Consider the following 23,088-nt stretch of genomic DNA (forward strand, 5'->3'; position numbering starts at 1 on the left):
GCGGGAAAGCGGCGTGAAGGATTGAGAAAACTAGGATTGCGCTCATCGACTGATCGGGGCTGTTGTCCGGATCTCCGGACCGCAGTCACCGCAGTCGGCGAAAACGAAAATTTCAACGTTGTAATCAGAGGAGACGATCGTGAAGAAAAAGTATCTGGCTTTGGCCGCTACGGCAGGCGCTTTTGCGGCAACCGGCGCGCACGCCCAATCGAGTGTTCAGCTCTATGGCCTGATGGATCTGAGCGTACCGACCTATCAGTCGCACGCGAATGCGAACGGTGATCACGTGATCGGCATGGGTATCGGCGGCGAACCGTGGTTCAGCGGCAGCCGTTGGGGCCTGAAGGGCGCGGAAGATATCGGTGCCGGTTCGAAGATCATTTTCCGGCTTGAAAGCGAATACGTTGTCGCCAACGGCCAGATGGAAGATCCGGGCCAGATTTTCGACCGTGACGCATGGGTCGGCATCCAGAACGATACGTTCGGCAAGATTACGGCAGGCTTCCAGAACACGATCGCACGCGACGCATCGACGATTTATGGCGATCCGTACGGCACCGCGAGTCTGACGACGGAAGAAGGCGGCTGGACGAACGCGAACAACTTCAAGCAGATGATTTTCTATGCGGCCAGCGCGACCGGCACACGTTATAACAATGGCGTGGCATGGAAGAAGCTGTTCGACAACGGCATTTTCGCCAGCGCAGGCTACGCATTCGGCAACTCGACGAGTTTCGGCTCCAACGCCAACTACCAGGCAGCGCTCGGGTACAACGGCGGGCCGTTCAACCTGTCGGGTTTCTATAGCCACGCGAATCGCGTCGGCTTTACCAACCAGTCGTTCTCGGTCGGTGGCAACTACACGTTCGGTATTCTGCGCGCCAACGCGGGTTACTTCCGTTACCTGGGCAATCAGGGCGCGCTCGGCCAGCGTCAGGACAATGCCTTTACGGTGTCGCTCAAGCTGTCGCCGAAGGGGCCATTCGACTACGAACTCGGCTATCAGCAGATGCGGGTACACAACGCCGCTTACAACAGTGACGGCGATATCCCGAACGCGAACATCGGCGCTTTCGATCCGACGTCGGGCCTCCACAACGGTTACAAGGAAACGCTGTACTGGTCTGCGTTCTATCACCTGTCGAAGCGTACTGAAGTGTATCTGGCGGGCGACTACATGAGGCTGCATGGCGGCTACACAGTCGGAACGACGTTCGGCGCAACCAATCAGCTCGAACTGACTTCGGGCGTGCGCACTCGCTTCTGATGCAGGAATCAGATTCGCGCTGCTTCGTTCATCGGCGTGCTCCTACTAGCGGTGGGCGGACTTATCCGCTCACCGTTTTTTTGGGGCTCACCATGTGCAACCTCCCACGCCGACGATAGGTCCAAGAACTAGCGTATGCGGTAGATAGGAGGAGGTGTGCGATGAACGGTCGAGCAGCAGTACGGTGCATTTGCGCCGCTTTACTCACGTTACTCACGTGCGGCTTTCTCGCCGGTGTTGCCGGGTGCAATGCGCTAAGCGGTCCACCGGCGGCGGAATGGCCAGGGCCTCACACCCCTTATCCTTTCCCGGACGATGTTCCGCATCGTACCGAATGAGCCGCACGCACTCCGTCGCGCCACTCCAAGTCAACCGACGGCCCCGCACGCGACGTTCGGTGCTGTGTACGGGGATGGATACGCAGACGTGGGGCCGCTGACGAGGCGCAGTCGCTGGGTCGCCAATACGTCGGCTTCCGTCGTTTCGCGTCGGGTGAGCGCGGTGCCGGTGGCGCGCACAGCGGTCAGGGGCTCGTTCACAGCACAGCTCAGCGTTTTGCCGTCGGAAAGGTGCACCGTTGTCGAATAGGCGTAATTCGGCTGAGCGGCTTGGCTATCGGCAGCCCAGAACGCGGTGACGGCGAATAGTGCGAACAAAAAAGATTGGCTTTTCATAGTGCTTCCGTTGTCTTGATCGTCACTATTCGACCAAGGCAACAGCGGCATATTCTGGCGATCTTTGTAATTCTGAATTCCAGATTTCAATGACATTAGCCACGCTAAAGCTGGTTTGCAGCGATGCTGATCGTCCGCGTGACATCGACAACCGAGAGCCGGATCGCGTCGATCAACGCACGCGCCGCGGGTGAGGGCGTGCCGGCTGCCCGCATGGTTAGGCCTATGTCGCGCCGGGTGTTGTGCAACTGCACGTCGAGCATCGTCAACTGGCCAGATTGAACTTCGTAGTGCAGTTGCTGACCCGACAATGCCGCGACCATGTCCGTGCCGAGCAGCAGCCCACGAATCACGGCGAGGTCGGCCGTCTCGACCGTGGGCATGGGCGGCTTCACTTTCATTCGCTTGAATTGCGCTTCGAACAGCGCGCGAGCCGGCGCATTGCTGCGCGGCACGATCCACTGCGCGTCGCGCAAATCCATGAAGGTCAGATCGCGTGCGCGAGTGAGCGGGTGATCGCGACGCACCAGAACGACCATATCTTCCGACATCAGGCGCTCGTTCTTCAAACCGCTGCTGGCGTCGTTATCGCGGAGCGCGCCGAGAATGAAGTCGATATCGCCCGCGCGCAGGCCGGCGACCAGCGCCTCATAGGCGCTTTCGTCAGTGACGACTCTCACGCCCGGATGCTGCGTGGTCATCCGCGCAATCGCCTTGGGCAGGAGCAACGTGCGCCCGAGCGGCAATGCGCCTACCGTCACCGCACCCTGAATCTTGCCGTGCAAGGCGGCGATATCGTCGGGCACATGCCGCAATTCGTTCAATGCGCGGCGCACGTGAAGCAGAAACGTTTCGCCCTCCGTGGTGAGCAGGATGCCGCGCGCGCTGCGATGGAACAGACTCAAACCGGAGCCGCTTTCCAGCACCCGGATCGCTGTGCTGACGGCCGGCTGACTGATGCCGAAGGTCTTCGCCGCACTCGGCATATGCCGATGACGGGCCAATGCGATGAATAGCTGAAGCCGCCGGGTGTTGAGCAGATAGGCCGGCAACGCGCCTTCTGCTGTCGGCCGTCGGCGTGCCTGCCTCGTGGAGCACCACTGCGCGAGTTCTTCCAGTTCGGCGAAGATCCGCTCGCACCGCTGCAGCACGGCGCGGCCAACGGGCGTTGGAAGCATGCCGGAGGGGCCGCGATCGAAGAGGGGCTCGCCGAGTGCCGACTCGAGTTCCTGTACCGAGCGCGTCACAGCCGATTGGGCGCGAAATAGCGCCGCTGCCGCACGCGTGGCGCTACCCATGTCGGCGACGAGTCGAAATGCGCGCAATTGCGCCAGGTTGAGGAGTTCTTTGCTGCTCACGGATGGCGGCGTTCCGGCTGGCGGATGTTCAACGTGTCCGCGATGGTGTGCTGGGTGATCTCGTTCATGGGTGTCTGCTTATTCGAGGCCATCAAGTATAGCGACGCATCAGGTCCCGTACCACGCTTGCCAGACGGCTTGCGACTTCGTTTCCCGGGCATCTGTTTTGTTTATCGCATGTGGATAGTCAGGAGTGTAGGCCGGGACTCGGCACGCTCGCCAGTGATACCCGACACCCTATATCCGGTGGGGCTTCCAGCGCTTATCCGTGCGCCGGCCACGGGCATTCAGGGTGCTTGCGAGCAATTTAATCGGTGCAAATGTGGTTTACCCGTACTTTCGGCAAGCCTGCATGATCTTTATGGTTGCACCTCAAGATGGTTGCAAAGGCTGCCACCCCGGTAGCGGCGACCCATCCGATTGGCGCTTGTTGAAGCACGGCACGAAGTAACGGAAGACAACGGGATATGGCAAGGATCATTGGTGGAATCGGCACGTCGCATGTGCCCACTATCGGCATGGCGTACGACAAGGGTAAGCAGAACGATCCCGCGTGGGCGCCGCTCTTCAAAGGCTACGAACCGGTGGCCGACTGGCTCGCCGAGCGCAAGCCGGACGTGATGGTGATGTTCTACAACGACCACGCAAACAGCTTCTTCTTCGATTGCTATCCGACCTTCGCGCTGGGTGTATCGGCCAATCACGAATTCGCGGACGAGGGCGCGGGCAAGCGCCCGCTGCCGGACATTGCCGGTCATCCCGATCTGGCGATTCACATTGCCGAGCAGCTCGTCAACGACGAGTTCGATCTGACGATTTTCCAGGACCGTGCACTCGATCACGGATGCAATTCCCCACTTTCGCTGATGTTGCCGCACGACGGCGGCTGGCCGATGTCGCTCGTGCCGATGGAAGTCAACGTGCTGCAATATCCGCTGCCCACCGCGAACCGCTGCTACCGTCTCGGTCAGGCGCTGCGCCGGGCGATCGAGTCGTTCGAGCAGGATCTGGATGTCGTGGTGGTCGGCACCGGCGGGCTGTCGCACCAGGTCCACGGCGAGCGCAGCGGCTTTAACAATACCGATTGGGACATCGAGTTCCTCGATCTGATCGTGCATGAGCCGCAGCGGCTCGCCGCGATGAAGCATGTCGACTATGTGCGCCTTGGCGGCGCGGAGAGCGTGGAGACGATCATGTGGCTCGCGATGCGCGGCGCGCTCGGGCCGAAGGTTCGTGAACTGCACCGCAGCTATTACCTTGCGACGAGCACGGCGATGGCCGTGACCCTCTACGAAGAGGAGGTGACGCAATGAACCCGCAACTGATCGGTATCGAGGAATTGACGGGCACGTATCCGTTCGACATCCGCCAGAGCATGAAAGCGATGCGCCTGAACCGTTTCTTCTGGCAGATGCGCGAAGCGCCGGCTCGCACGCTGTGGCTGGAGAACCGGACCGCTGCCTACGACGCGGTCGGCCTGACGGTGGAGGAGCGCGCGCTCGTCGACAACACGGACTGGATCGGACTGATTCGATATGGCGTGTGTTTCTTCGTGCTCGAGAAATTTGCGCGCGTGGTGAAGATCACGAATCTGGGCATGTACGCCAGCATGCGAGGCGAAACACTCGAGGCGTTTCTGAAAACGCGCAGGGTGCCGGAGGCCGTCTAAGGCGACTCGACCCTGCGTCACATCTTTTTTTTAGCGGCTTTTTCATTTCAATACCAAGAAGACCCGGCTTCGACAGAACGCCGGGGCGGGAAACTGTTTTCTCCGGAGACACGCATGAAATCTGCAGACTCAGTCGACATCAAGGCGTTTATCGACGCACGCAAGATGTCGGCGTATCAATGGCTGGTCCTCGTTCTATGTTTTCTGATCGTCATGATGGACGGGCTGGACACAGCCGTGATGGGCTTTGTCGCGCCCGTCATCATGCATGACTGGAATGTCAGCCGGGCCGCCTTCGGTCCCGTGATGAGTGCCGCGATGGTCGGCCTTGCAATCGGCGCGCTGTCTGCAGGGCCGATTTCCGATCGCATCGGGCGCAAGAAAGTGTTGATTGCCTCCGTGCTCTGCTTCGGCTTCTTCAGCCTGACCTGCGCATTCGCCGACTCACCCTTGGAACTCGTTGTGCTGCGCTTTCTGACGGGCCTGGGCCTCGGCGCCGCGATGCCGAATTCCACCACGCTGCTCTCCGAATACGTACCGTCGCGCAGTCGCTCGCTGTTGCTCACGATCATGTTCACCGGCTTCAACTTCGGTTCGGGGGCCGGCGGATTCGTGGCGGCTTCGCTGATTCCGCACTTCGGCTGGCGCGCGGTGTTCATGTTCGGCGGTATCTTGCCGATCCTCAGTATTCCCGTGTTGTTGTTGCTGCTGCCTGAGTCCGCACGTTTGATGCTGGTGCGCAAAATGTCGACCGAGCGCATCGCCGCAACGCTTGGCCGTGTCTGCGGACACGTCTTCGGTCAAGACGTGCGCTTCACCGCACCCGAACCGGTGGTCACAGCGAAGGCACCGGTGCGGATGCTGTTCGCGGACGGCTACGCGTTCAGCACGCTGATGCTGTGGCTCACGTACTTCATGGGCCTGCTGATCATCTATCTGCTCACTGGCTGGCTGCCCACGTTGATCAAGGACGCCGGCCTGCCGGTCGAGCGTGCTGCCGCGATCACCGGCATGTTCCAGTTGGGCGGCACCGTGGGCGCCATTGCGGTCGGCTTCGCGATGGACCGCATGGATCGCAACGCGGTGATCGGTGCGGCGTATCTGCTCGGCGGCGTGTTCATCTTCGCGCTGGGCATGGGCACGCTCAAATCGAACCTGCTGCCGGTTCTCGTTACCTGTGCCGGCTTTTTCATGAGCGGCGCACAGACCGGCCTCAATGCACTTGCCCCGAGCTGCTATCCGACACGTGCCCGCGCAACCGGCGTGAGCTGGATGCTTGGGTTCGGCCGACTCGGCGGCATTCTGGGATCGCTCGTGGGGGGCACGTTGCTGTCGCTGGGATTCAGTTTCGAAACCGTATTCGCGGTGCTCGCTGTGCCAGCGCTGATCGCTGCCGTGGCGATCGTCATGAACCGTCTCGCGCTGCGCTTTATCACTAGTCCCGTGGCCGACGCCTGAGCGCGGTTGCAACGGCGGCCCCACGCAGCGGCTTGCTGGCCGCTGCGCGCACGGCATCCCTTACCAGAAGTTATTGAAGGAGAGCAGACATGGGCGGCAATTTTAGCGTGAGCGGAAGCGGACTCAACAAGGGCGAGGCGACGAATGTGACGGAATGGCCGAACCGCATGGCCATGATTCGCGCGGGCGTGATCGGTGGGTTGGTCGGCGCCGTGATCATCTGGATTTACGAAGCGCTCATCTGGGTAGGGGCGCAGCACCTGATGCCGTTGGCGGGGATTCCACGGAACGCGACGGGGCTGGTGTTCGGCAAACAGGTGCAGGAATCAATCGGTGTGTGGGCTTATATCGTCGGCACGGGCATTCACTTCGTGTTCGCGTCGGCGTGGGGTGTTCTGTTCGCGGCAATCTGGCCTTACTTTCGCCGGCGCGGATACGAAGCCACTTTTGTCGCCCTGTTTTACGCGGTTTTCGCGTGGATCGTCATGCATGTGGCAATCATGATCGCCTCCGATAACCATCCGAACTACTACGACCCGGCTGTGATCATTGGTGGCTTCATGTCCCATATCTTCTTCACCGTCCCCCTAGCCTTGACGGTAAAGCGACTGCTGCAACCGCAAGGGCAATAGAACAAAGTGTTTGGCGAACCTCGAGCGTCAATGCCGATTAAGACAATTTCAACAAGACGTACGATTTGGAGATCTGCAGCATGAATAAAAGTATCAGACGAGTAGACGTTGTGCTGTTGGGCGCAGCGATCGCGGCTTCTGTGCCGGTTTTCGCGCAAAACAGCGTCACGTTATACGGTATCGTCGACAACGGCTTTTCTTATACGAACAATCAGACGTCGCTTGGCTCCACTAGCGGAGGAAAATCGGCCGTCAAAATGGCGCAGGGTGTATTTGCGGGCAGCCGCTTCGGCCTCAAGGGCGCGGAAGACCTGGGTGGCAACACGAAAGCGATCTTCCAGCTTGAGTCCGGCTTCAATTCGGCAACCGGTGCCCAGCAATACAGCAACGCGATGTTCGGCCGCCAGGCGTGGGTCGGCCTGACCAACCCGACGTACGGTACCTTCACGGCGGGCCGCCAATACGCTTCGTACTACCAGATGCTCTCCCCGTACAGCCCGACCACCTGGATCACCGGCTACTACGGCGCGCATCCTGGCGATATCGACGGCCTCGACACGATCTACCGTGCGAACAACACGCTGGAGTACACGTCGCCGAAGCTCTATGGCCTGACGGTGAGCGGATCGTATTCGCTGGGCGGCGTGGCAGGCAGCACGAACCAGGGCTCGACCTGGGCGACCGGGATCCAGTATGCGATGGGGCCGGTCGGCCTCGCAGTCGGCTTCTCGCGAATCAATAACTCGACCGCGGGCGGCGGCTCATGGGGCTCGGATTCGACCACCTCGAACGGCGGCTCGCAAATCGGCGTATCCGCGTTGACGAACGGCTATCAGACCGCGCAGGCGCAACAGCGTTTCGCTGTGGCTGGCGGCTATAAGTTCAATGGCGCGTGGGATATTACGGCGACCTATTCGAACGTCCAGTACATTCCGGGAACTGGCTCGAAGTTCCACGATACGGCGATCTTCAATACGGCGGGTACCGTCTTGCACTGGAAACCGGCCGTTGCGTGGGATTTTGCCACGGGGTACAGCTATACCCGTGCTACGCGCGCGAACGGCATTCAGGACAGTGCGCAATACCACCAGTTCAATCTCTCCGAGTACTACGCGTTGTCCAAACGCACGGGTTTGTATGCGTTGGAGGCCTATCAGAAGGCGAAGGGCAAGACGCTGGGCACCAACGGCGCCGGGCAGATCATCGACGCCACGGCGACACTCGGCGATGGGTATAACACCACGCCGTCTTCCTCAGGCAGTCAGTTGGCGGTGGGCGTGGGCCTTATTCACCGGTTCTGATTGGTAGTTTTTGCGGTGGGAAAGGCCGGGGGCAGTTCAGACCCGGCCTTTTTGCTTTTCGTGAACGCTTGCACGGCCGCGTGCCGGTTACCGAAACCTATTACATCCGAGGTAATTGGCGAGCCGCACGCTCACGCCTAATCTTCGGTCATCGCGCAACTCATCCCGAGCGGCGCTTACGATCGAGGACACACCATGTCGACGTTTCACATTCACACGATTGAATCCGCACCCGAACAATCCAGGCCGGTGCTTCGGCAACTCGAGCAAAACTTCGGCCTTATCCCTAACATCGCGGGGGCGATGGCTGGATCGCCGGTGTTGATCGGCGGCTTCATCGGCATCTTCCAGAAGGTTCATGCGGGTACTTTCACGGAAGCGCAGATACAGACGCTATTGCTGACTAACGCAGTGACCAATGCATGCACGTGGGCGGTTGCGTTTCATACTGCGCTCGCGCTGAAAGAGGGTCTTTCACCCGTCGATGTCGAAGCGATTCGCGATGGCCGCGTACCTGCCGATCGCAAGCATGCCGCGTTGTCCACCTTGACGAAAACGGCGATCGAGAAGCGTGGACACCTGGAGGACAGTGACGTGAACCCGTTTCTTGAAGCCGGCTTCCGTCAGGATCAGGTGCTCGAGGTTCTCACGGTGCTGGCTGCTTCCACTATCACGAACTACGCCGGCAACATCACCAAGCCTCCGCTCGAAGCGCCGTTCCAGGAATATGTCTGGACCGCGTAGGTCGCGTCTGGCAGGGCCGGTCCGCAACTGGGAGTATGCTGACCGGCGCGGTTCGAACGACTGGTTGGCGCCGGACATCTGCGATGCTCCGGCGCCACCGATCACCGAACCTGATCTGTATCGACTAACGGACCACAGACCGATGAATCCTGCGAATCCCGAAAGGAAGACGCCGCCGAACGACCTCGGCGCGTTGTTGCGTCACTGGAGAGACATGCGCGGCATCAGCCAATTGGACCTGTCGTTCAACGCGGGTGTCTCGCAGCGTCACATTAGTTTTATCGAAAGCGGACGCAGCGTGCCGAGCCGGCAGATGCTGTTGGACATCGCTCAGACGCTCGACATTCCTCTGCGCGAACGCAACACGCTGCTATTGGCGGCGGGCTATGCGCCGATGTATGCCGAAGGCGCCTGGAACGCCCAGGAAATGCAGAGCGTCACGAAAGCACTTGGGCGAATGTTGCGCCAGCACGAGCCGTTTCCCGCGCTCGTCATGGACCGCTACTGGAACGTGCTGATGACCAACGAATCCGCGCCGCGCTTTTTCAATTGCTTCATCGATATGGCTGCGCGCAAGGGACCGCGTAACATGCTGCATCTGATTTTCGATCCGGATGGAATGCGTCCGTTCGTTGCCGATTGGCAGGCGGTGTCGAATAGTCTGATTCAGCGTGTCTATCGGGAATCGGTTGGTCGCGTGGTCGACGAACAGACGCACGAGTTGCTTGCCGCGTTGCGCGCCTATCCGGATGTGCAGTCTGATGTGAAGTCTTCTCAACGGGCCGTGGAAACCGGGGCCGCTGCTGCGGCCATGCCGGTGATCCCCATCGGTTTCATCAAGGACGGCAAGGTCCTGAACTACTTTTCAATGGTCGCAACCGTGGGCACGCCACAAGCCGTCGCGGCACAGGAGTTGCGTATCGAATGCATGTTCCCCGCAGACGACGAGACAGAAGCGCGTCATCTCGAGATGATCGACGCGGTCCAGCAACAACACTGAACGGCAGCGCCGGCCAACCGCGCCAGCGCCACCCGAACCCGTCAGAACCCATCAGAACCGGTGCCGCAAGCCAATGCTCACAATAGCCTGGGACTGCGTGTCCGACGAGTGGCTGTTGCCCTTGTCACTGACCGACGCGGTCGCCGCGACCGGATTGCCGAGCGCATCCAGCGTGACGCCGGACGCGTGCTGATAGCCGCCCATCAGATAGACCGTCGAACGCTTCGAGAGGTTGTACTGCGCGCCGAGCGTCACGTTGTGATATTGCGCGCGCTCATCCACACCTTCCACTTCGCCGCCGCGCGTGTAGCTGTAGCCTGCGAACAGTTGCACGGCGGGGCGGATCGTCCACTGTCCGAACACGCCCGCGATATTGAACGTCGCATGCCCGTTGAACAACGAATCGGCGCCCGAGCGGTACTGTACGTTGCTGTAGTTCACACCGAGAATGGCCGGGCCGAAATTGTACGTAGCGCCCGCGCCGATGATCTGTTGCGATTGCGCGCTCGCGTAGCCTTCATTGATCGATGAATTGAACAGGCCGTCGTCCGTGCCGTTCCATTTGCCGACCGTCGAATCTTGCGGCCCGCTCTTGCTGTTATCCGAACGCTCGTAGCCGACGCCCACATGCAAAGGGCCGTTGCCGTATCCCGCGCCCACGCTCCACGTGTTCTGCTGCTTCAGGCTGCCCGGTCGACCGCCGAATCCATACAGCGCGCCGAACGTAAAGCCCGAGTAGTTCGCGCTCGTGTACTTGATCGAATTGTTGACGCGCGCGGTCTGATCGAGATCGTCGATATCGCCCGGATGCGCGCCGTAGCCACCCACGAACGCGACCGGCGAAACGGGCGCGACGAAGTCGTTCAGCGCGGTGTACTGGCGGCCGAGCGTGACCGTGCCGTATTGCTGGCTGCCGATGCCAACGAACGCCTGACGGCCGAACAGGCCGCCGTTCTGGCCGGTCTTGCCGTTGGTGATGTCGAAGCCGTCTTCAAGCAGGAACAGCGCGTTCCAGCCGCCGCCGAGGTCTTCCTGGCCCTTGATGCCGAAGCGGCTGCCGGAGAGGTTGCCGCTCGTCAACGCGACGTTCGAGTGTCCCGTGTAAGCGCCGACGGAGCCGGTGCGCTCGTTGCTGCGATAGCTGATACCCGCATCGACGATGCCGTACAGCGTGACAGAGCTCTGCGCGGCCGCAATGCCGGCGAAGGACAACAGCAGGGGTGCAGCAATCAATTGCTTTTTCATCGTGGTTATAGCTCGGTTGGATCGTCTATCTCAAGTCGCCTGCATGGCGATCTCTCTTTTTTCCGCGCGCACGCAGTCCGCTCCTGACCAACGGAGCAGATTGCGTGAAGCGGGGGAAGCGGCTTGCGCGACCCTTGTTACTCGCCCTGATTGCGGGCGCGCTGCAAGGGCATGTTTAGCGGCTTAGTGGCTTAGCGCCGCACCAGGTGGCATTTCGGGCGCATGCACCGTGACAGTCTTGCGGACCTTGGCGACATCCGCCGCGCTGACCGTCGAACCGGTGTTGCCCCAGCTAGTGCGCACGAAGTTCGTGACGTCAGCGACTTCCTGATCGTTCAGGCGCCAGCCGAAGGCCGGCATCGTGAACGAGGAGGGCGCGGTTTTCGTACCTTCGAGCGTGTTGCCGGTCAGCAGGACATGAATTAGCGAGGTCGCGTCCTTGCCTTGCACGACAGGATTGCCGCCTAGTGCCGGGAACACGCGTGTATAGCCGCGGCCGTCACTGCGGTGGCAGGCGGTGCAGTTGTCGCGGTACACGGCGGCTCCTGGCGCTGTGGCGTCGCCGGTGCGCAGAGCGTGAGCCGCCGTATCGTTGTACACGTACGGCGTTTCCTTCGGATCGGTCGACGGCAGCGTCTTCAGATAACGCGCGATTGCCGTCAGGTCGGCGTCGTTCATATGCTGCATGCTGTGCTGAACGACGTCGGTCATGCCGCCGAATGCCGCGCTGTGCTGCGTGCGTCCGGTCTTCAGGAATTGCACGATATCGGCCTCGCTCCACGAGCCGATGCCGGTGCGTGGATTCGCGCGCAGGCTCGACGGGACCCAGCCATCAATCGCTGCGCCGCCCGCGAGAAACTCCGAGCCGTCGAGATCGCTCAACGCGCGTTCCTGCATCGTCACCGCACGCGGCGTATGGCAGGCGCCGCAGTGGCCGAGGCCCTGCACGAGATAGGCACCGCGTGCGACCACCGGGTCGGCATAGTGCTTCGAATTGAACGCCACGGGATCAGGCGCGAACAGATAACGCCAGATGCCGAGCGGCCAGCGCATCGACAGCGGCCAGACGATATCGACAGCACGGTTCCCCTGGTTCACCGGTGCGACGCCTTGCGTGAAGTACGCATACAGCGCATGCATGTCGTCATCGCTCAAACGTGCATACGAGGGGTACGGCATCGCCGGATACAGCGTGTCGCCGTTCGGCCGCACGCCTGCACGGACCGCGCGATCGAACTGCGCGAAGGTCCATGAGCCGATGCCGGTCTTGCGATCGGGCGTGATGTTGGTCGAGTAGATCGCGCCGATCGGCGTGTCGAACTTCAGGCCGCCCGCGAAGGGTTTGCCCGACTGTGCGGTATGACACGCGATGCAGTCACCGGCACGCGCGAGATATTCGCCGTGCGCGATCAACGCCGCGTCGGATTGACTTGGGGGCGTTGCCGCTTGCGCGGCGAGCGGAACGGACAACGTAGCCGCCACGCAGAACGACGCTGCGCGCACGCGTCTGAATGCCTGACCCAGGCGTTTCACATCGATGTTTTTCTTCATACGCTCACCAGCGGGCCGGGGTTCTTCAGATACTGCTCGCGGATCGCACGCGCCGACCAGTAGGCGAGTGCGGCGACAAGGCCGGTCGGGTTGTAGCCGATGCCTTGCGGGAACGCCGACGCGCCCATCACGAACACGTTGTGCACGTCCCAGCTTTGCAGGTAGCGGTTCAACACGCTCGTCTTCGGATCGGTACCCATGATCGCGCCACCGACGAGGTGAGTCGTCTGATAGCGGCGCGAATCGAAGTGCGCGCCGAATTCGCGCGTATAGACGCCGATCGATTTCGGCCCCATCTGCTGCGCGATCTTGTGCATCTGCCCGGTCACGTATTGCGCCATCTTGATGTCGTTGTCCTTCCAGTCGAAGGTCATGCGCAACAGTGGCTGGCCGTATGAATCGCGATAAGTCGGATCGAGATCGAGGAACACGTCGCGGTACGACATGTTGGAGCCGTGCGCATCCATCGAAATCGTGTGCGCATAGTGGTCCTTCACCGACTTCTTCCAGTCCACGCCCCAGTTGGGCGTGCCGGCCGGCGTCGCGATGCCGCTGATCGGTTTGGTGCCGGCCTGATTCACCCACAACGGCGAGCCGCCGACAAAGCCGAGCGGACCGTGATCGAAGTTGTCGGCATTGAAGTCGTCGACGGCGACGCCGTTGCCGCCCGCGCCGATGAACGGATTGGTGAAGGTGTCCTTGTCGAAGAACGCGGTGATCGTCGAGAGGTTCTGATACGCGAAATTGCGGCCGACCACGCCTTCGCCCGAGACCGGGTCATACGGCTTGCCGATGCCCGAGAGCAGAAGCAGGTGGACGTTGTGATACTGGAACGCCGCGACGATCACGAGATCCGCAGGCTGAAACACTTCGTTGCCCGCCGGATCGACGTACGTCACGCCCTTGGCGCGTTTTTTCGTGTCATCAAGTTCGACGCGCAGCACGTGGCAACGCGAGCGCAGTTCGAAATTCGGCGACTGCTTCAGCGCAGGCAGGATGTTCAGATTCGGCGACGCCTTCGAGTACATGTAGCACGCGTAGCCGCTGCAGAATCCGCAGAAGTTGCACGGGCCCATCTGCACGCCGTACGGGTTCGTGTACGGACCCGAGGTATTCGCCGAAGGCAGGCGGTACGGGTGCAGTCCGAGTTCGCGCGCGGCCTTGCCGAAGCGCTCGGCCGAGTAGGTGTTCAACTGCGCGGGGAGCGGGAAGTTGTCACTGCGTGGCGCGTCGAACACGTTACCGTCGCCGACCACCTTGCCGTTGACTTTATAGGCCTGGCCCGAGGTGCCGAACACTTTCTCGGCGAAGTCAAAATGCGGTTCGAGTTCGTCGTAGCTGACGCCGTAATCCTGAATCGTCATGCCGTCAGGAATGAAGCGCTTGCCGTAGCGCTCTTCATAGTGGCTCTTCAGACGCAGCTCTTCCGGCGTGATGCGGAAATGCACGCCCGACCAGTGCAAGCCGGCGCCGCCGACGCCTTCGCCCGGCAGAAACGCAGCAAGCTGCCGATAAGGCAGTGCCGTTTCGCCGACGTTATGACGGATCGATACGGTGGTCTTGGAGAGATCGAGGAACAGCTTCTTGCGGACGTTGTAGGTCAGCTCGTCGATCGTGTTCGGATACGCGCCGTCCGGATAGGTGTCGCGATACTCGCCGCGTTCGAGCGCGACCACTTTGAGGCCGGCTTCGGTGAGTTCCTTCGCGAGGATCGCACCGGTCCAGCCGAAGCCGATGACGACCGCGTCGACGTGCGGTTTGGTTTGTGTAGTCATCAGGTGCGTTTTCCTTCAATCGACACGGGGCCATACGGATAGGCCTGGCCGTTCTGGTTGACGAAGTCCATGAAATCGGCGCGCGCGCCGGGGAAGCCGATCATCTTCCAGCCGCCCATGTCGCGATTGCCGCCGTGGATTGGGTCGCAGAAGTAGCCTTCGCGGGTGTTTTGCAGCAACTGGCCGAAGAAGACGCCAGCCGGTACATCCGCGAGTTCGATCGAGCCTTTCTCGAGCGCGGTGAGCACGGTGTCGCGTGTGGGGGCGTCGAGGGCGTCGAAAGTATGCGAGTAGGTCTTCGTGCAGTAGGCGTTGACCGCGGCGATGCCGAGGCGGTACAGATCGCGCGGCACGAGCTTCAACTGATAGCCGAGTTCCGGTGCGCCTTGCTGGAACGGGCCCTGCATGTACCAGAGCGCGCCGTGCGCATACGGCGTGTCCATCTGCCGGTCGATGAACTCGGGCACGCCGGATTCGACCGCACCCGGGCCTTCGCTGTCCGATGGAATCAGGCGATCGACCGCTGCGTGGATAAACGCCCATTCCTTTGCGTCGAAGAAATGCGGCTTGTAGTCGGCGCCGGAAGGCTGGCCCGCGGAGGCGGTGCCGCTCGCGCCCTGAGCAGTCGTGGCAGATTGCTTGACTTCACAACCGGCGAGAGTCCCGGCTGGAACCAGCGCGACAGCCGTGCGTAAGAAGCCGCGGCGGGAGGTAAGAGGAGATTGAGCCATATTGTTCTTTATCGCGAGATTAGAACGCGCCGTGCTGCGCACGGACGGTCGTCGGATTTGGGCGCCATAGTAAATGGAACCGGTTCCAAAGTGTCTCTACTTTTTTACAATAAGCTGTTTCGTGAAGTGATTAAATGACGTCCTGAAAGAAATATGTCTTTCAAATCATAAGTGTTTTGCCGCGCGGAGCACTGGGAAGTTGACGCGAAAAAGCGACGCTTTTTGCTCCGGCCATGGCTCTGAGCGGCCGTTCGGGTGGACGTGGTTTACCCGCGCTTACAGCACGCTGACAACGGCAAGCGGTCGCCGGTCGGGCCTGAGACGGCCATACGGGGCAGGTGAATCCCGCTATATCTTCCAGCCGTATTGCGCCGGCCCCGGCGCGAGAATACTTTTCGCCTGCCGCAAACGCGCGAAAACAGACGAAGCCTACAAATTGAAAGAAATTCCGCGCTGAAGGGCTCTTTTCGACGCCTGTGCCTCGCGCCGCCGGGGGCACACATCACGACGATCATCAAGGAGACAAGCTGTGCTTCCCGCAACCATGCCGATCAACGTTGGCAATACCGCTTTCATGCTGCTGTGCGCGAGCCTCGTCATGCTGATGACGCCGGGTCTCGCGTTTTTCTACGGCGGCCTCGTCGAACGCAAGAACGTGCTGGCGATCATGATGCAGAGCTTCATCTCGCTCGCATGGACAACCGTGCTGTGGTTCGCGTTCGGCTACTCGATGTGCTTCGGCCCAAGCTGGCACGGCATCGTCGGCGACCCGACCTACTATGCGTTTTTGCGCGGCATTACGCTGCAAACCATGTACACGGGCAACGACGCGGGCATTCCGCTGGTGGTTCACGTCGCCTATCAGATGATGTTTGCGATCATCACGCCGGCGCTGATCACAGGTGCGTTCACCAATCGCGTGACGTTCAAGGCGTACTTCCTGTTCCTGACCGGCTGGCTGGTGCTGGTGTATTTCCCGTTCGTGCACATGGTCTGGAGTCCGGATGGACTGTTCGCGAAGTGGGGCGTGCTCGATTACGCGGGCGGCATTGTGGTCCACAACACCGCTGGATTCGCCGCGCTAGCGTCGGTGTTGTATGTGGGGCGCCGTCAGACCCTCACGCACAAGCCGCACAACGTGCCGTTGATTGCACTCGGCACGGGCCTGCTGTGGTTCGGCTGGTACGGCTTTAACGCCGGCTCCGAGTTGCGCGTTGACGCCATCACGGCTTCGTCTTTCCTGAACACCGATGTCGCCGCTTCGTTCGCTGCCATTACGTGGTTGCTGATCGAATGGGCCAACGCACGGCAGCCGAAATTCATCGGCTTGCTGACCGGTTCGGTCGCCGGCCTCGCGACCATCACGCCCGCAGCCGGCTATGTGTCCTTGAGCACCGCCGCGATAATCGGCATTTCTGCTGGTGTGATCTGCTATTACGCTGTTGCGCTGAAAAACCGGCTCGGCCTCGACGACGCGCTCGACGTGTGGGGCGTACATGGCGTGGGCGGCCTCGTCGGTACCGTTCTGCTCGGCGTGTTCGCGTCGAAGGCGTGGAATCCGAATGGCGCGGACGGCCTGCTGTTGGGTGGCGGCGCTTTCTTCGTCAAGCAATGCGCGGCGGTATGCGTGTCCGGCGTCTGGGCGTTCGTGTTCACGTGGGGCATGTTGTGGCTGATCAACCGCGTGACACCCGTTAAGGTGGGTGAAGCCGCCGCGCAGCACGGGCTCGATACCGAGTTGCATGGCGAAGTGGCTTATCTGGACGCGTAAGCCCATGGTCGCCTCTGTGCTAGCGTTGGGTCTGGGCCCAACGTTAAGCGCAGCATCCATGGAAAATCTCCTCAAAAAACTCGATCTCACCTCGCTGCGCCTGTTCGTCGCCGTCTGCCAGGAGCAGAACATCGCGCGCGCGGCTGAGCGCGAGTTCATCGCGTCGTCCGCGGTGAGCCGGCGCATCGCCGAAATCGAGGCATTGATCGGCTTGCCGGTGATTCAGCGCCAGTCGCGCGGCATTACGGTGACGCCGGTTGGCGAGACGGTGCTGCGCTACGCGCTCGCGATCATCGGCAACATCGAACAGATGAGCGCCGAGTTGTCGCGCTTTTCCTCGGGGGCGAAGGGGCGGGTGCGGGTGGTGGCGAATCTCTCGTCGATCGTGCAGTTTTTGCCGGAGGACGTGGCCGCTTTCGGGCGCGCGTTTCCGGAGGTGTCGATCGAACTGGAGGAGGAGAACAGCGCCGACGTGCTGCGTATCGTCGACGAACACGGTGCGGACTTTGGCATCTGCAATCCGGTGGCGGGCAGTGAAGCTTTCGAGCAGGTGCCGTATCGGGAAGACCGACTGGCGGTGCTGGTGCCGGGCGGTCATCGTCTGGCCTCGGCTTCTCGGGGCGTGGCCTTCGACGAGTTGCTCGACGACAGCTTCGTCGGCCTGCGCAGCGAGAGTGCGCTGACCAAGCTTCTCGCACAGCAGGCGGCCAGCGCAGGGCGGCAGATCGACGTCAAGATCCGCGTCAGCAGCCTCGACGCGCTGTGCCGGATGGTCCATGCCGGCCTCGGCATCGCAATCGTGCCCGAGCAGGTGGGGCTGCTCTATGTGAATGCGCTCGACGTGCGCCTGCTGTCCTTGAGCGACACCTGGGCCGTGCGGCATCTCATCATGATCTTCAAGTCGCGCGATCAGTTAAGCGCCAGCGCGGCGGCGCTGGTCGGGTTCCTCGGCAGCAAGCCTTAGCCCGCGGGGCGCCTCGCACCATTCTCCAAACAAGACGTCTGCGTTGCTGGACCGGCACTTCGGCATTGCCTACGCGCGCCGTATAGTGGGCGCAAGGAGAATGCTCATGAGCGATACGATTCGTCTGGACGGCCGCGTGCTGTACCTGTCACAGGACCCCGCGGTGATCGAGGCGCAACTCGCCGGCGAAAATTTCACGCGCGCCACCGCCGGTGCGCTGCGCGATAACGTCTCCACCGACGAAATCACCCCGGTTACCGTCATGCTCACCTATGACGAACGCCTCGGCCAGTATCCGTACGTCGGCTTCAAGGCGGGCGAGCGCATGCCGATCGGCCGCGATGCGGTCAGGAACGGCGGCTTCCAGGTGACGGTGGCGGGCAAGCGCTATGGGAAGGGGTCGTCGCGCGAATCGAGCCCGTTGGCGGAGTTGTCGGCGGGTATTCGCCTGATCGTTGCGGAGAGTTTCGAGCGTATCTATCAGCAGAACTGCGACAACATCGGCATTCTCACGACCACCGATTTCTCCGTGCTCGATCGTCTGATCGCAGGAGAGGCGGTGCCGATCGACGAGTTTCTCAAGGGGCGCGATGCGCTCACGCAGCAGATCATTCGCAGCGGCGGTTTGCTTGCGTACAGCAAGTTCGCGGACTGGCCGGCGCCGCGTGTGCGGGAGATGGCAAACCCGGCAAACGAAGCAAGCACCGCCGAACCGAAGACGCTGGTCGAGAAGATCATCGAGCGCCATCTTCATCCCGGCATTGAAAGCGCGCAGCGCGGCGACGGTGTATTCATCGCCGCCGACTGGCGCTTCAGCCACGACTACTTCACCGGCATGTGCGCGCATCTGATGCATCGTGCGTTCGGCAAGCCTGCGCCGCTGCATGCGCCGGATCACATCATCGCGTTTCAGGATCACCTGGTGCTCGCCTCGCAAAGCATTCCGCACGTGCGCGACGGATTGCTGCCGGGCGTTGCTAACCTGATGGAAGGGCACACGTCGTTCTCGCGCGACTATCCGGTGCGCTCGCACGGCGCGCTCGACAACTCGCCGGGTTCCGAAGGCATCTGTCATGCGCTGATGGCCGAGCAGTACGCATTGCCAGGGCAGGTCGCATGCGGTACCGACTCGCACACGCCGCATTCCGGCGCGCTCGGTTGCCTCGCATTCGGTGCGGGCGCAACCGAAATCGCCAATAGCTGGGTGACGGGTTACGTGCGCTGCAAAGTGCCGGAGACCTTGCGCATTGAAATCGACGGCACGTTGCGCGACGGCGTCACCGCGAAAGACCTCGTGCTGCATCTGTTGCAGATGGACGCGATCCGCTCGGGCGGCGCGATCGGTCTCGTGTTCGAATACGGCGGCGCCGCGGTACGCGCGATGTCGATCGACGAACGCGCCACGTTGACCAACATGGTCGCGGAACTGGGCGGCTTCACGGGCATTGTGGAGCCGGACGAACGCACGGTGGCGTTCCTCAAGGAGCGCCGCGGTGTCGATTTCACCCTTGAAAACTGGATGAAAAGCGATTCAGGCGCCACGTATCGCGACACGATCCGCATCGACGCCACCGCCATCGAACCGATGCTCGCGCGCCCGGGCGATCCGGGCAATGGTGTGCCGGCGCCGCAACTGGAGCAGGACATCGCGATCGATATCGCGTATGGCGGCTCGTGTACGGCGGGCAAGCGCGAAGACTTCGACTTCTATCACGAGGTATTGCGCTGGGGCGTGGAGCAGGGCATGCATGTGCCCGAGGGCACGCGTCTCTTTCTGCAATTCGGCACCATGGCCGTGCGCGCCTACTGCGAGAACCAGGGCTATTTACCGGTTTTCGAGCGTGCCGGCGTGACGCTCGTGATGCCGGGCTGCGGTTCGTGCGCGAATTGCGGACCGGGGCAGTCGGCCGATGCGAGCGAGGTGACGATCAGCGCGATCAACCGCAATTTCCCTGGCCGCTCGGGGCCGGGCAACGTGTGGCTCGCGAGCCCGTACACCGTTGCGGCGAGCGCGCTGGCCGGAAAAATCACCACCTTCGAACAATTGAAGCGCGCCCGCGGCTAGAATGCTGGCCGGACCTTGCGGCCCGGCATCGTGGTGCGTGCGACATCCGAAAGTACCCAAGGCCGGCACAAGACCGGCTGCGGCGAGCATCATCGTGCATCGCCTGAATGACCTGCATCACCAGGAGACAAACAATATGACATCCCCCGATCACGCTCGGTCCGTCGCGCGTAGTGCCGGCGGCGCGGCGTCTTCCGCAAGCGCAACTGCCTCGGCGTCCGCTGCGTCCACCACGCTCGACGCCGGCAGCATCTCCGCGCGCCTCGACCGGCTGCCCGCCACGCGTTCCATCTGGAAGCTGGTGGTCCTGCTGAGCCTCGGCTTCTTCTTCGAACTTTACGATTTGCTGTATTCGGGCTACGTCGCGCCTGGCCTCGTCAAAAGCGGCCTGCTGACCGCGACGACGCACGGCCTGTTCGGCTCCACCGGCGTCGCGAGTTTTATCGCGGCTCTGTTCAGCGGGCTGTTCATCGGCACGATCGCGTGTGGGTTTCTGGCGGATCGCTTCGGACGCCGCGCCGTGTTCACGTATTCGCTGCTGTGGTACACGGCGGCCAACGTCGTGATGGCGTTTCAGGAAACGGCGACGGGTTTGAACTTCTGGCGCTTCGTGGCGTGTGCCTGTGGAATTAAGGGGGTTATTTTCGAACGCTCTGCCTTTCCTGTCGGCCTTGTCGGGCGAAAAACCAGAATTTTTAACCCCTCGCTGGTTCTTAGGAATCAGGCTTTTCGATTTCACAGTGTGAAATTCGAGACTATGCTGCACTGCACTTTTAATTGAAAGTCTAAGACGAGCGGCAGCGATTCCCCGCGCGCGATCGTAGTTCCCAAGCGGTGAATAGTGTCGGACGACCAGACTATCTGGAAGCTGATCATTTATGAGCACAACAAATCTGGATCCAAGCAGTTGCATCGTAGATGCAGGTGCAATTTCGGCACGGTTAGATAGATTGCCGCCTACCCGGACCGTTTGGAAGTTAGTCATCCTGTTGAGTCTGGGTTTTTTCTTTGAGCTCTACGATCTTCTGTACACCGGGTATGTAGCGCCCGGGCTTGTAAAAAGTGGCCTCCTGACGTCTTCGACCCATGGCATCCTCGGCACTACTGGGATCGCAAGCTTTATCGCTGCACTATTCGCTGGCTTATTCGTTGGCACTATTGCGTGCGGATTCCTCGCCGACAGATTCGGGCGGCGCTCAGTCTTTACGTATTCTTTGCTTTGGTACGTTGCAGCCAACGTCATCATGGCCTTTCAACAATCGGCCACCGGTTTGAATTTTTGGCGCTTCGTTGCAGGGATCGGCATTGGCGTCGAGCTGGTGACGATCGGCACGTATATCTCCGAACTTGTGCCCAAGCAGATCCGAGGGCGCGCATTCGCATGCGAGCAGGCGGTCGGTTTCACGGCCGTGCCGGTGGTGGCGTTCCTGTCGTATCTGCTGGTGCCGCGCACATTGCTCGGCCTCGACGGCTGGCGCTGGGTCGTGCTGATCGGCGCGCATGGTGCAGTGTTTGTCTGGTGGATTCGTCGAGCCTTGCCGGAAAGCCCGCGCTGGCTCGCACAACAAGGACGTCTTGCCGAAGCGGATCGCGTAATGACCGAACTCGAAGCGAAAGTGCGCGCAGAGTATGGTCGCGAATTGCCGCCGCCCGCGTCGTCGATGCCGGTCGCGCCGCGCGGTAGCTTCAGTGATATGTGGGTGCCGCCATACCGCAGCCGCACGTTGATGATGACCATCTTCAACATCTTCCAGACGGTGGGCTTCTACGGCTTTGCAAACTGGGTACCGACGCTGCTCATCAAGCAGGGCATCACGATTACCACGAGCCTGATGTACTCGAGTGTGATCGCGTTGGCCGCGCCTATCGGTCCGGTGATCGGCCTCTTTATCGGCGACCGCTTCGAACGCAAGACGGTGATCGTTGTGATGGCTGCCGTGAATATTGTCTGCGGGCTGTGGTTCAGCCAGGCATCGGGCGCGGTGTTGCTGGTGAGCCTTGGGGTGTGTCTGACGCTTGCCGGCAATATCATTTCCTACAGCTTTCATGCCTACCAGACCGAACTCTTTCCAACCAGCATTCGCGCGCGCGCGGTAGGGTTCGTCTATTCATGGAGCCGTTTTTCGGCGATCTTCACAGCGTTTCTGATTGCCGCCGTGTTGAAGCAGTTTGGCACCACTGGTGTTTTTGCCTTTATCGCTGGAGCGATGCTGATCGTAATGCTGGCAATCGGCTTGATGGGACCACGCACGAAGGGTATTGAGCTGGAAAAAATATCTCAGTAGCTTGGAGAGACGAGTCTGTGAAAAGGCTGCTTACTGCGGCCGTAAAAATCGCTCCCCTTAATTGACAGCGCAGTCCCCGCGAAACGATTGAACTACACCCGGTTCGTACCATCGCCGAATATGGTCGATGCAAAAACCGATAGAAATCGTTCGAAGTGGCTGCTACCTGGCTGGACCGTCAACATAGCGAGCTCAGTCAGCGGACTTGGCGCGGCCCGGCGAATGGCTGGAACCTTTAAAGATGGTGTGACCAAGCAGCATCGCTTGGATGCTGGTGTGGGCATACAAAAATGTTTGCTCCAGACCCGTCAGGAAAGGGTTTGCGGGCGAGCGGCAATTCGCACAAGCCGTCTAAATTGTGCGCGGCACCACGCTTTTATGGGCGCACAACAAAGTCTGCACCAATCGGTTTTGGCCCTTTCGCGGACAACAAAGTGTGCTCCAAAGCCAAAAAGTGCGCTGCGATGCAGCATTCGAGATAGCAAGTAGCTATCAGAGCGTCTAATGGCGCCGGCACAGAGCCGAGAGACAAGAGCGGCACGCGGTGATAGACGTCGAAAGGTGGGGTTGATCTCGCGCGGGATGAGGCACGACAAGC

At 61.0% G+C, this 23,088-nt stretch carries 18 protein-coding genes and 1 pseudogene; 13 read left to right on the forward strand and 6 right to left on the reverse strand.

The window, feature by feature from the left end; genetic code table 11:
• Positions 1-139: 139 nt before the first annotated feature.
• The gene (locus BM438_RS22320) at positions 140-1,267 is read left to right on the forward strand and encodes a porin (RefSeq protein ID WP_093637908.1); all 1,128 of its coding nucleotides are present in this window, start codon (positions 140-142) and stop codon (positions 1,265-1,267) included.
• Positions 1,268-1,635: 368 nt separating this feature from the next.
• Here the strand turns inward: BM438_RS22320 and BM438_RS22325 are convergent, their stop codons facing one another.
• Together BM438_RS22325 and BM438_RS22330 are read right to left on the reverse strand one after the other, a co-directional pair.
• Positions 1,636-2,037 carry a hypothetical protein gene (locus BM438_RS22325; RefSeq protein ID WP_143131739.1) on the reverse strand — a complete coding sequence of 134 codons (402 nt, stop codon included), beginning with the start codon at positions 2,035-2,037 and terminating at the stop codon, positions 1,636-1,638.
• An 8-nt stretch (positions 2,038-2,045) separates the two neighbouring features.
• Complete coding sequence (locus BM438_RS22330; RefSeq protein ID WP_093637915.1) at positions 2,046-3,299, reverse strand: LysR substrate-binding domain-containing protein; 1,254 nt, start codon at positions 3,297-3,299, stop codon at positions 2,046-2,048.
• A 467-nt stretch (positions 3,300-3,766) separates the two neighbouring features.
• On the opposite strand from BM438_RS22330, the gene BM438_RS22335 reads away from it, so the two are divergent.
• The 7 genes from BM438_RS22335 to BM438_RS22365 all read left to right on the forward strand — a co-directional run bounded on the left by BM438_RS22335 (position 3,767) and on the right by BM438_RS22365 (position 10,103).
• Positions 3,767-4,612: a gallate dioxygenase gene (locus tag BM438_RS22335; RefSeq protein ID WP_093637918.1), complete on the forward strand. Its 846-nt coding sequence runs from the start codon at positions 3,767-3,769 to the stop codon at positions 4,610-4,612.
• Positions 4,609-4,968 (forward strand): protocatechuate 3,4-dioxygenase, encoded by a 360-nt coding sequence (locus BM438_RS22340; RefSeq protein WP_093637921.1) that lies wholly within the window; start codon positions 4,609-4,611, stop codon positions 4,966-4,968. Before BM438_RS22335 ends, BM438_RS22340 begins: the two co-directional genes overlap by 4 nt.
• Positions 4,969-5,082: 114 nt before the next feature.
• Positions 5,083-6,426, forward strand: a complete 1,344-nt coding sequence (locus BM438_RS22345; RefSeq protein WP_093637925.1) for an MFS transporter — start codon at positions 5,083-5,085, stop codon at positions 6,424-6,426.
• 89 nt (positions 6,427-6,515) lie between these two features.
• A complete protein-coding gene (locus tag BM438_RS22350) occupies positions 6,516-7,058 on the forward strand; it encodes a hypothetical protein (RefSeq protein ID WP_093637928.1) in 543 nt (180 codons plus the stop codon).
• An 80-nt stretch (positions 7,059-7,138) separates the two neighbouring features.
• Positions 7,139-8,359, forward strand: a complete 1,221-nt coding sequence (locus tag BM438_RS22355; protein WP_093637931.1) for a porin — start codon at positions 7,139-7,141, stop codon at positions 8,357-8,359.
• 195 nt (positions 8,360-8,554) lie between these two features.
• The gene (locus BM438_RS22360) at positions 8,555-9,103 is read left to right on the forward strand and encodes a carboxymuconolactone decarboxylase family protein (protein ID WP_093637934.1); all 549 of its coding nucleotides are present in this window, start codon (positions 8,555-8,557) and stop codon (positions 9,101-9,103) included.
• Between the two features lie 142 nt (positions 9,104-9,245).
• On the forward strand, positions 9,246-10,103 hold the full coding sequence (locus BM438_RS22365) for a helix-turn-helix domain-containing protein (protein WP_093638251.1): 858 nt from the start codon (positions 9,246-9,248) through the stop codon (positions 10,101-10,103).
• A gap of 51 nt (positions 10,104-10,154) precedes the next feature.
• Here the strand turns inward: BM438_RS22365 and BM438_RS22370 are convergent, their stop codons facing one another.
• From BM438_RS22370 to BM438_RS22385, 4 genes are all read right to left on the reverse strand, one after another.
• The gene (locus BM438_RS22370) at positions 10,155-11,348 is read right to left on the reverse strand and encodes a porin (RefSeq protein ID WP_093637937.1); all 1,194 of its coding nucleotides are present in this window, start codon (positions 11,346-11,348) and stop codon (positions 10,155-10,157) included.
• Between the two features lie 183 nt (positions 11,349-11,531).
• Positions 11,532-12,899 (reverse strand): c-type cytochrome, encoded by a 1,368-nt coding sequence (locus tag BM438_RS22375; RefSeq protein WP_093637940.1) that lies wholly within the window; start codon positions 12,897-12,899, stop codon positions 11,532-11,534.
• Positions 12,896-14,674: a GMC family oxidoreductase gene (locus tag BM438_RS22380; protein WP_093637944.1), complete on the reverse strand. Its 1,779-nt coding sequence runs from the start codon at positions 14,672-14,674 to the stop codon at positions 12,896-12,898. The genes BM438_RS22375 and BM438_RS22380 overlap by 4 nt, the downstream gene beginning before the upstream one ends.
• The gene (locus tag BM438_RS22385; RefSeq protein WP_093637948.1) at positions 14,674-15,405 is read right to left on the reverse strand and encodes a gluconate 2-dehydrogenase subunit 3 family protein; all 732 of its coding nucleotides are present in this window, start codon (positions 15,403-15,405) and stop codon (positions 14,674-14,676) included. Before BM438_RS22385 ends, BM438_RS22380 begins: the two co-directional genes overlap by 1 nt.
• Positions 15,406-15,934: 529 nt before the next feature.
• On the opposite strand from BM438_RS22385, the gene BM438_RS22390 reads away from it, so the two are divergent.
• The 5 genes and pseudogenes from BM438_RS22390 to BM438_RS22410 all read left to right on the forward strand — a co-directional run bounded on the left by BM438_RS22390 (position 15,935) and on the right by BM438_RS22410 (position 22,490).
• Positions 15,935-17,176 carry an ammonium transporter gene (locus tag BM438_RS22390; RefSeq protein WP_200618347.1) on the forward strand — a complete coding sequence of 414 codons (1,242 nt, stop codon included), beginning with the start codon at positions 15,935-15,937 and terminating at the stop codon, positions 17,174-17,176.
• 58 nt (positions 17,177-17,234) lie between these two features.
• Positions 17,235-18,140 carry a LysR family transcriptional regulator gene (locus BM438_RS22395; RefSeq protein WP_093637955.1) on the forward strand — a complete coding sequence of 302 codons (906 nt, stop codon included), beginning with the start codon at positions 17,235-17,237 and terminating at the stop codon, positions 18,138-18,140.
• Between the two features lie 106 nt (positions 18,141-18,246).
• On the forward strand, positions 18,247-20,205 hold the full coding sequence (locus BM438_RS22400) for an aconitase family protein (protein WP_093637958.1): 1,959 nt from the start codon (positions 18,247-18,249) through the stop codon (positions 20,203-20,205).
• Between the two features lie 136 nt (positions 20,206-20,341).
• Positions 20,342-20,818, forward strand: a pseudogene (locus BM438_RS22405) (MFS transporter); the annotation flags it as partial.
• A gap of 265 nt (positions 20,819-21,083) precedes the next feature.
• A complete protein-coding gene (locus BM438_RS22410; RefSeq protein WP_093637961.1) occupies positions 21,084-22,490 on the forward strand; it encodes an MFS transporter in 1,407 nt (468 codons plus the stop codon).
• The last annotated feature ends 598 nt before the right edge of the window (positions 22,491-23,088 follow it).

The organism is Paraburkholderia aspalathi (genome assembly GCF_900116445.1).
In the GTDB taxonomy this organism is placed as follows: domain Bacteria; phylum Pseudomonadota; class Gammaproteobacteria; order Burkholderiales; family Burkholderiaceae; genus Paraburkholderia; species Paraburkholderia aspalathi.

Bases quoted from the DNA above. Each gene is read 5' to 3' on its own strand.
- BM438_RS22365 (WP_093638251.1), top strand. From the start codon at position 9,246: ATGAATCCTGCGAATCCCGAAAGGAAGACGCCGCCGAACGACCTCGGC.
- BM438_RS22360 (WP_093637934.1), top strand. From the start codon at position 8,555: ATGTCGACGTTTCACATTCACACGATTGAATCCGCACCCGAACAATCC.
- BM438_RS22375 (WP_093637940.1), bottom strand. From the start codon at position 12,899: ATGAAGAAAAACATCGATGTGAAACGCCTGGGTCAGGCATTCAGACGC.
- BM438_RS22325 (WP_143131739.1), bottom strand. From the start codon at position 2,037: ATGTCATTGAAATCTGGAATTCAGAATTACAAAGATCGCCAGAATATG.
- BM438_RS22410 (WP_093637961.1), top strand. From the start codon at position 21,084: ATGAGCACAACAAATCTGGATCCAAGCAGTTGCATCGTAGATGCAGGT.
- BM438_RS22400 (WP_093637958.1), top strand. From the start codon at position 18,247: ATGAGCGATACGATTCGTCTGGACGGCCGCGTGCTGTACCTGTCACAG.
- BM438_RS22340 (WP_093637921.1), top strand. From the start codon at position 4,609: ATGAACCCGCAACTGATCGGTATCGAGGAATTGACGGGCACGTATCCG.
- BM438_RS22350 (WP_093637928.1), top strand. From the start codon at position 6,516: ATGGGCGGCAATTTTAGCGTGAGCGGAAGCGGACTCAACAAGGGCGAG.
- BM438_RS22345 (WP_093637925.1), top strand. From the start codon at position 5,083: ATGAAATCTGCAGACTCAGTCGACATCAAGGCGTTTATCGACGCACGC.
- BM438_RS22395 (WP_093637955.1), top strand. From the start codon at position 17,235: ATGGAAAATCTCCTCAAAAAACTCGATCTCACCTCGCTGCGCCTGTTC.
- BM438_RS22370 (WP_093637937.1), bottom strand. From the start codon at position 11,348: ATGAAAAAGCAATTGATTGCTGCACCCCTGCTGTTGTCCTTCGCCGGC.
- BM438_RS22380 (WP_093637944.1), bottom strand. From the start codon at position 14,674: ATGACTACACAAACCAAACCGCACGTCGACGCGGTCGTCATCGGCTTC.
- BM438_RS22335 (WP_093637918.1), top strand. From the start codon at position 3,767: ATGGCAAGGATCATTGGTGGAATCGGCACGTCGCATGTGCCCACTATC.
- BM438_RS22385 (WP_093637948.1), bottom strand. From the start codon at position 15,405: ATGGCTCAATCTCCTCTTACCTCCCGCCGCGGCTTCTTACGCACGGCT.
- BM438_RS22355 (WP_093637931.1), top strand. From the start codon at position 7,139: ATGAATAAAAGTATCAGACGAGTAGACGTTGTGCTGTTGGGCGCAGCG.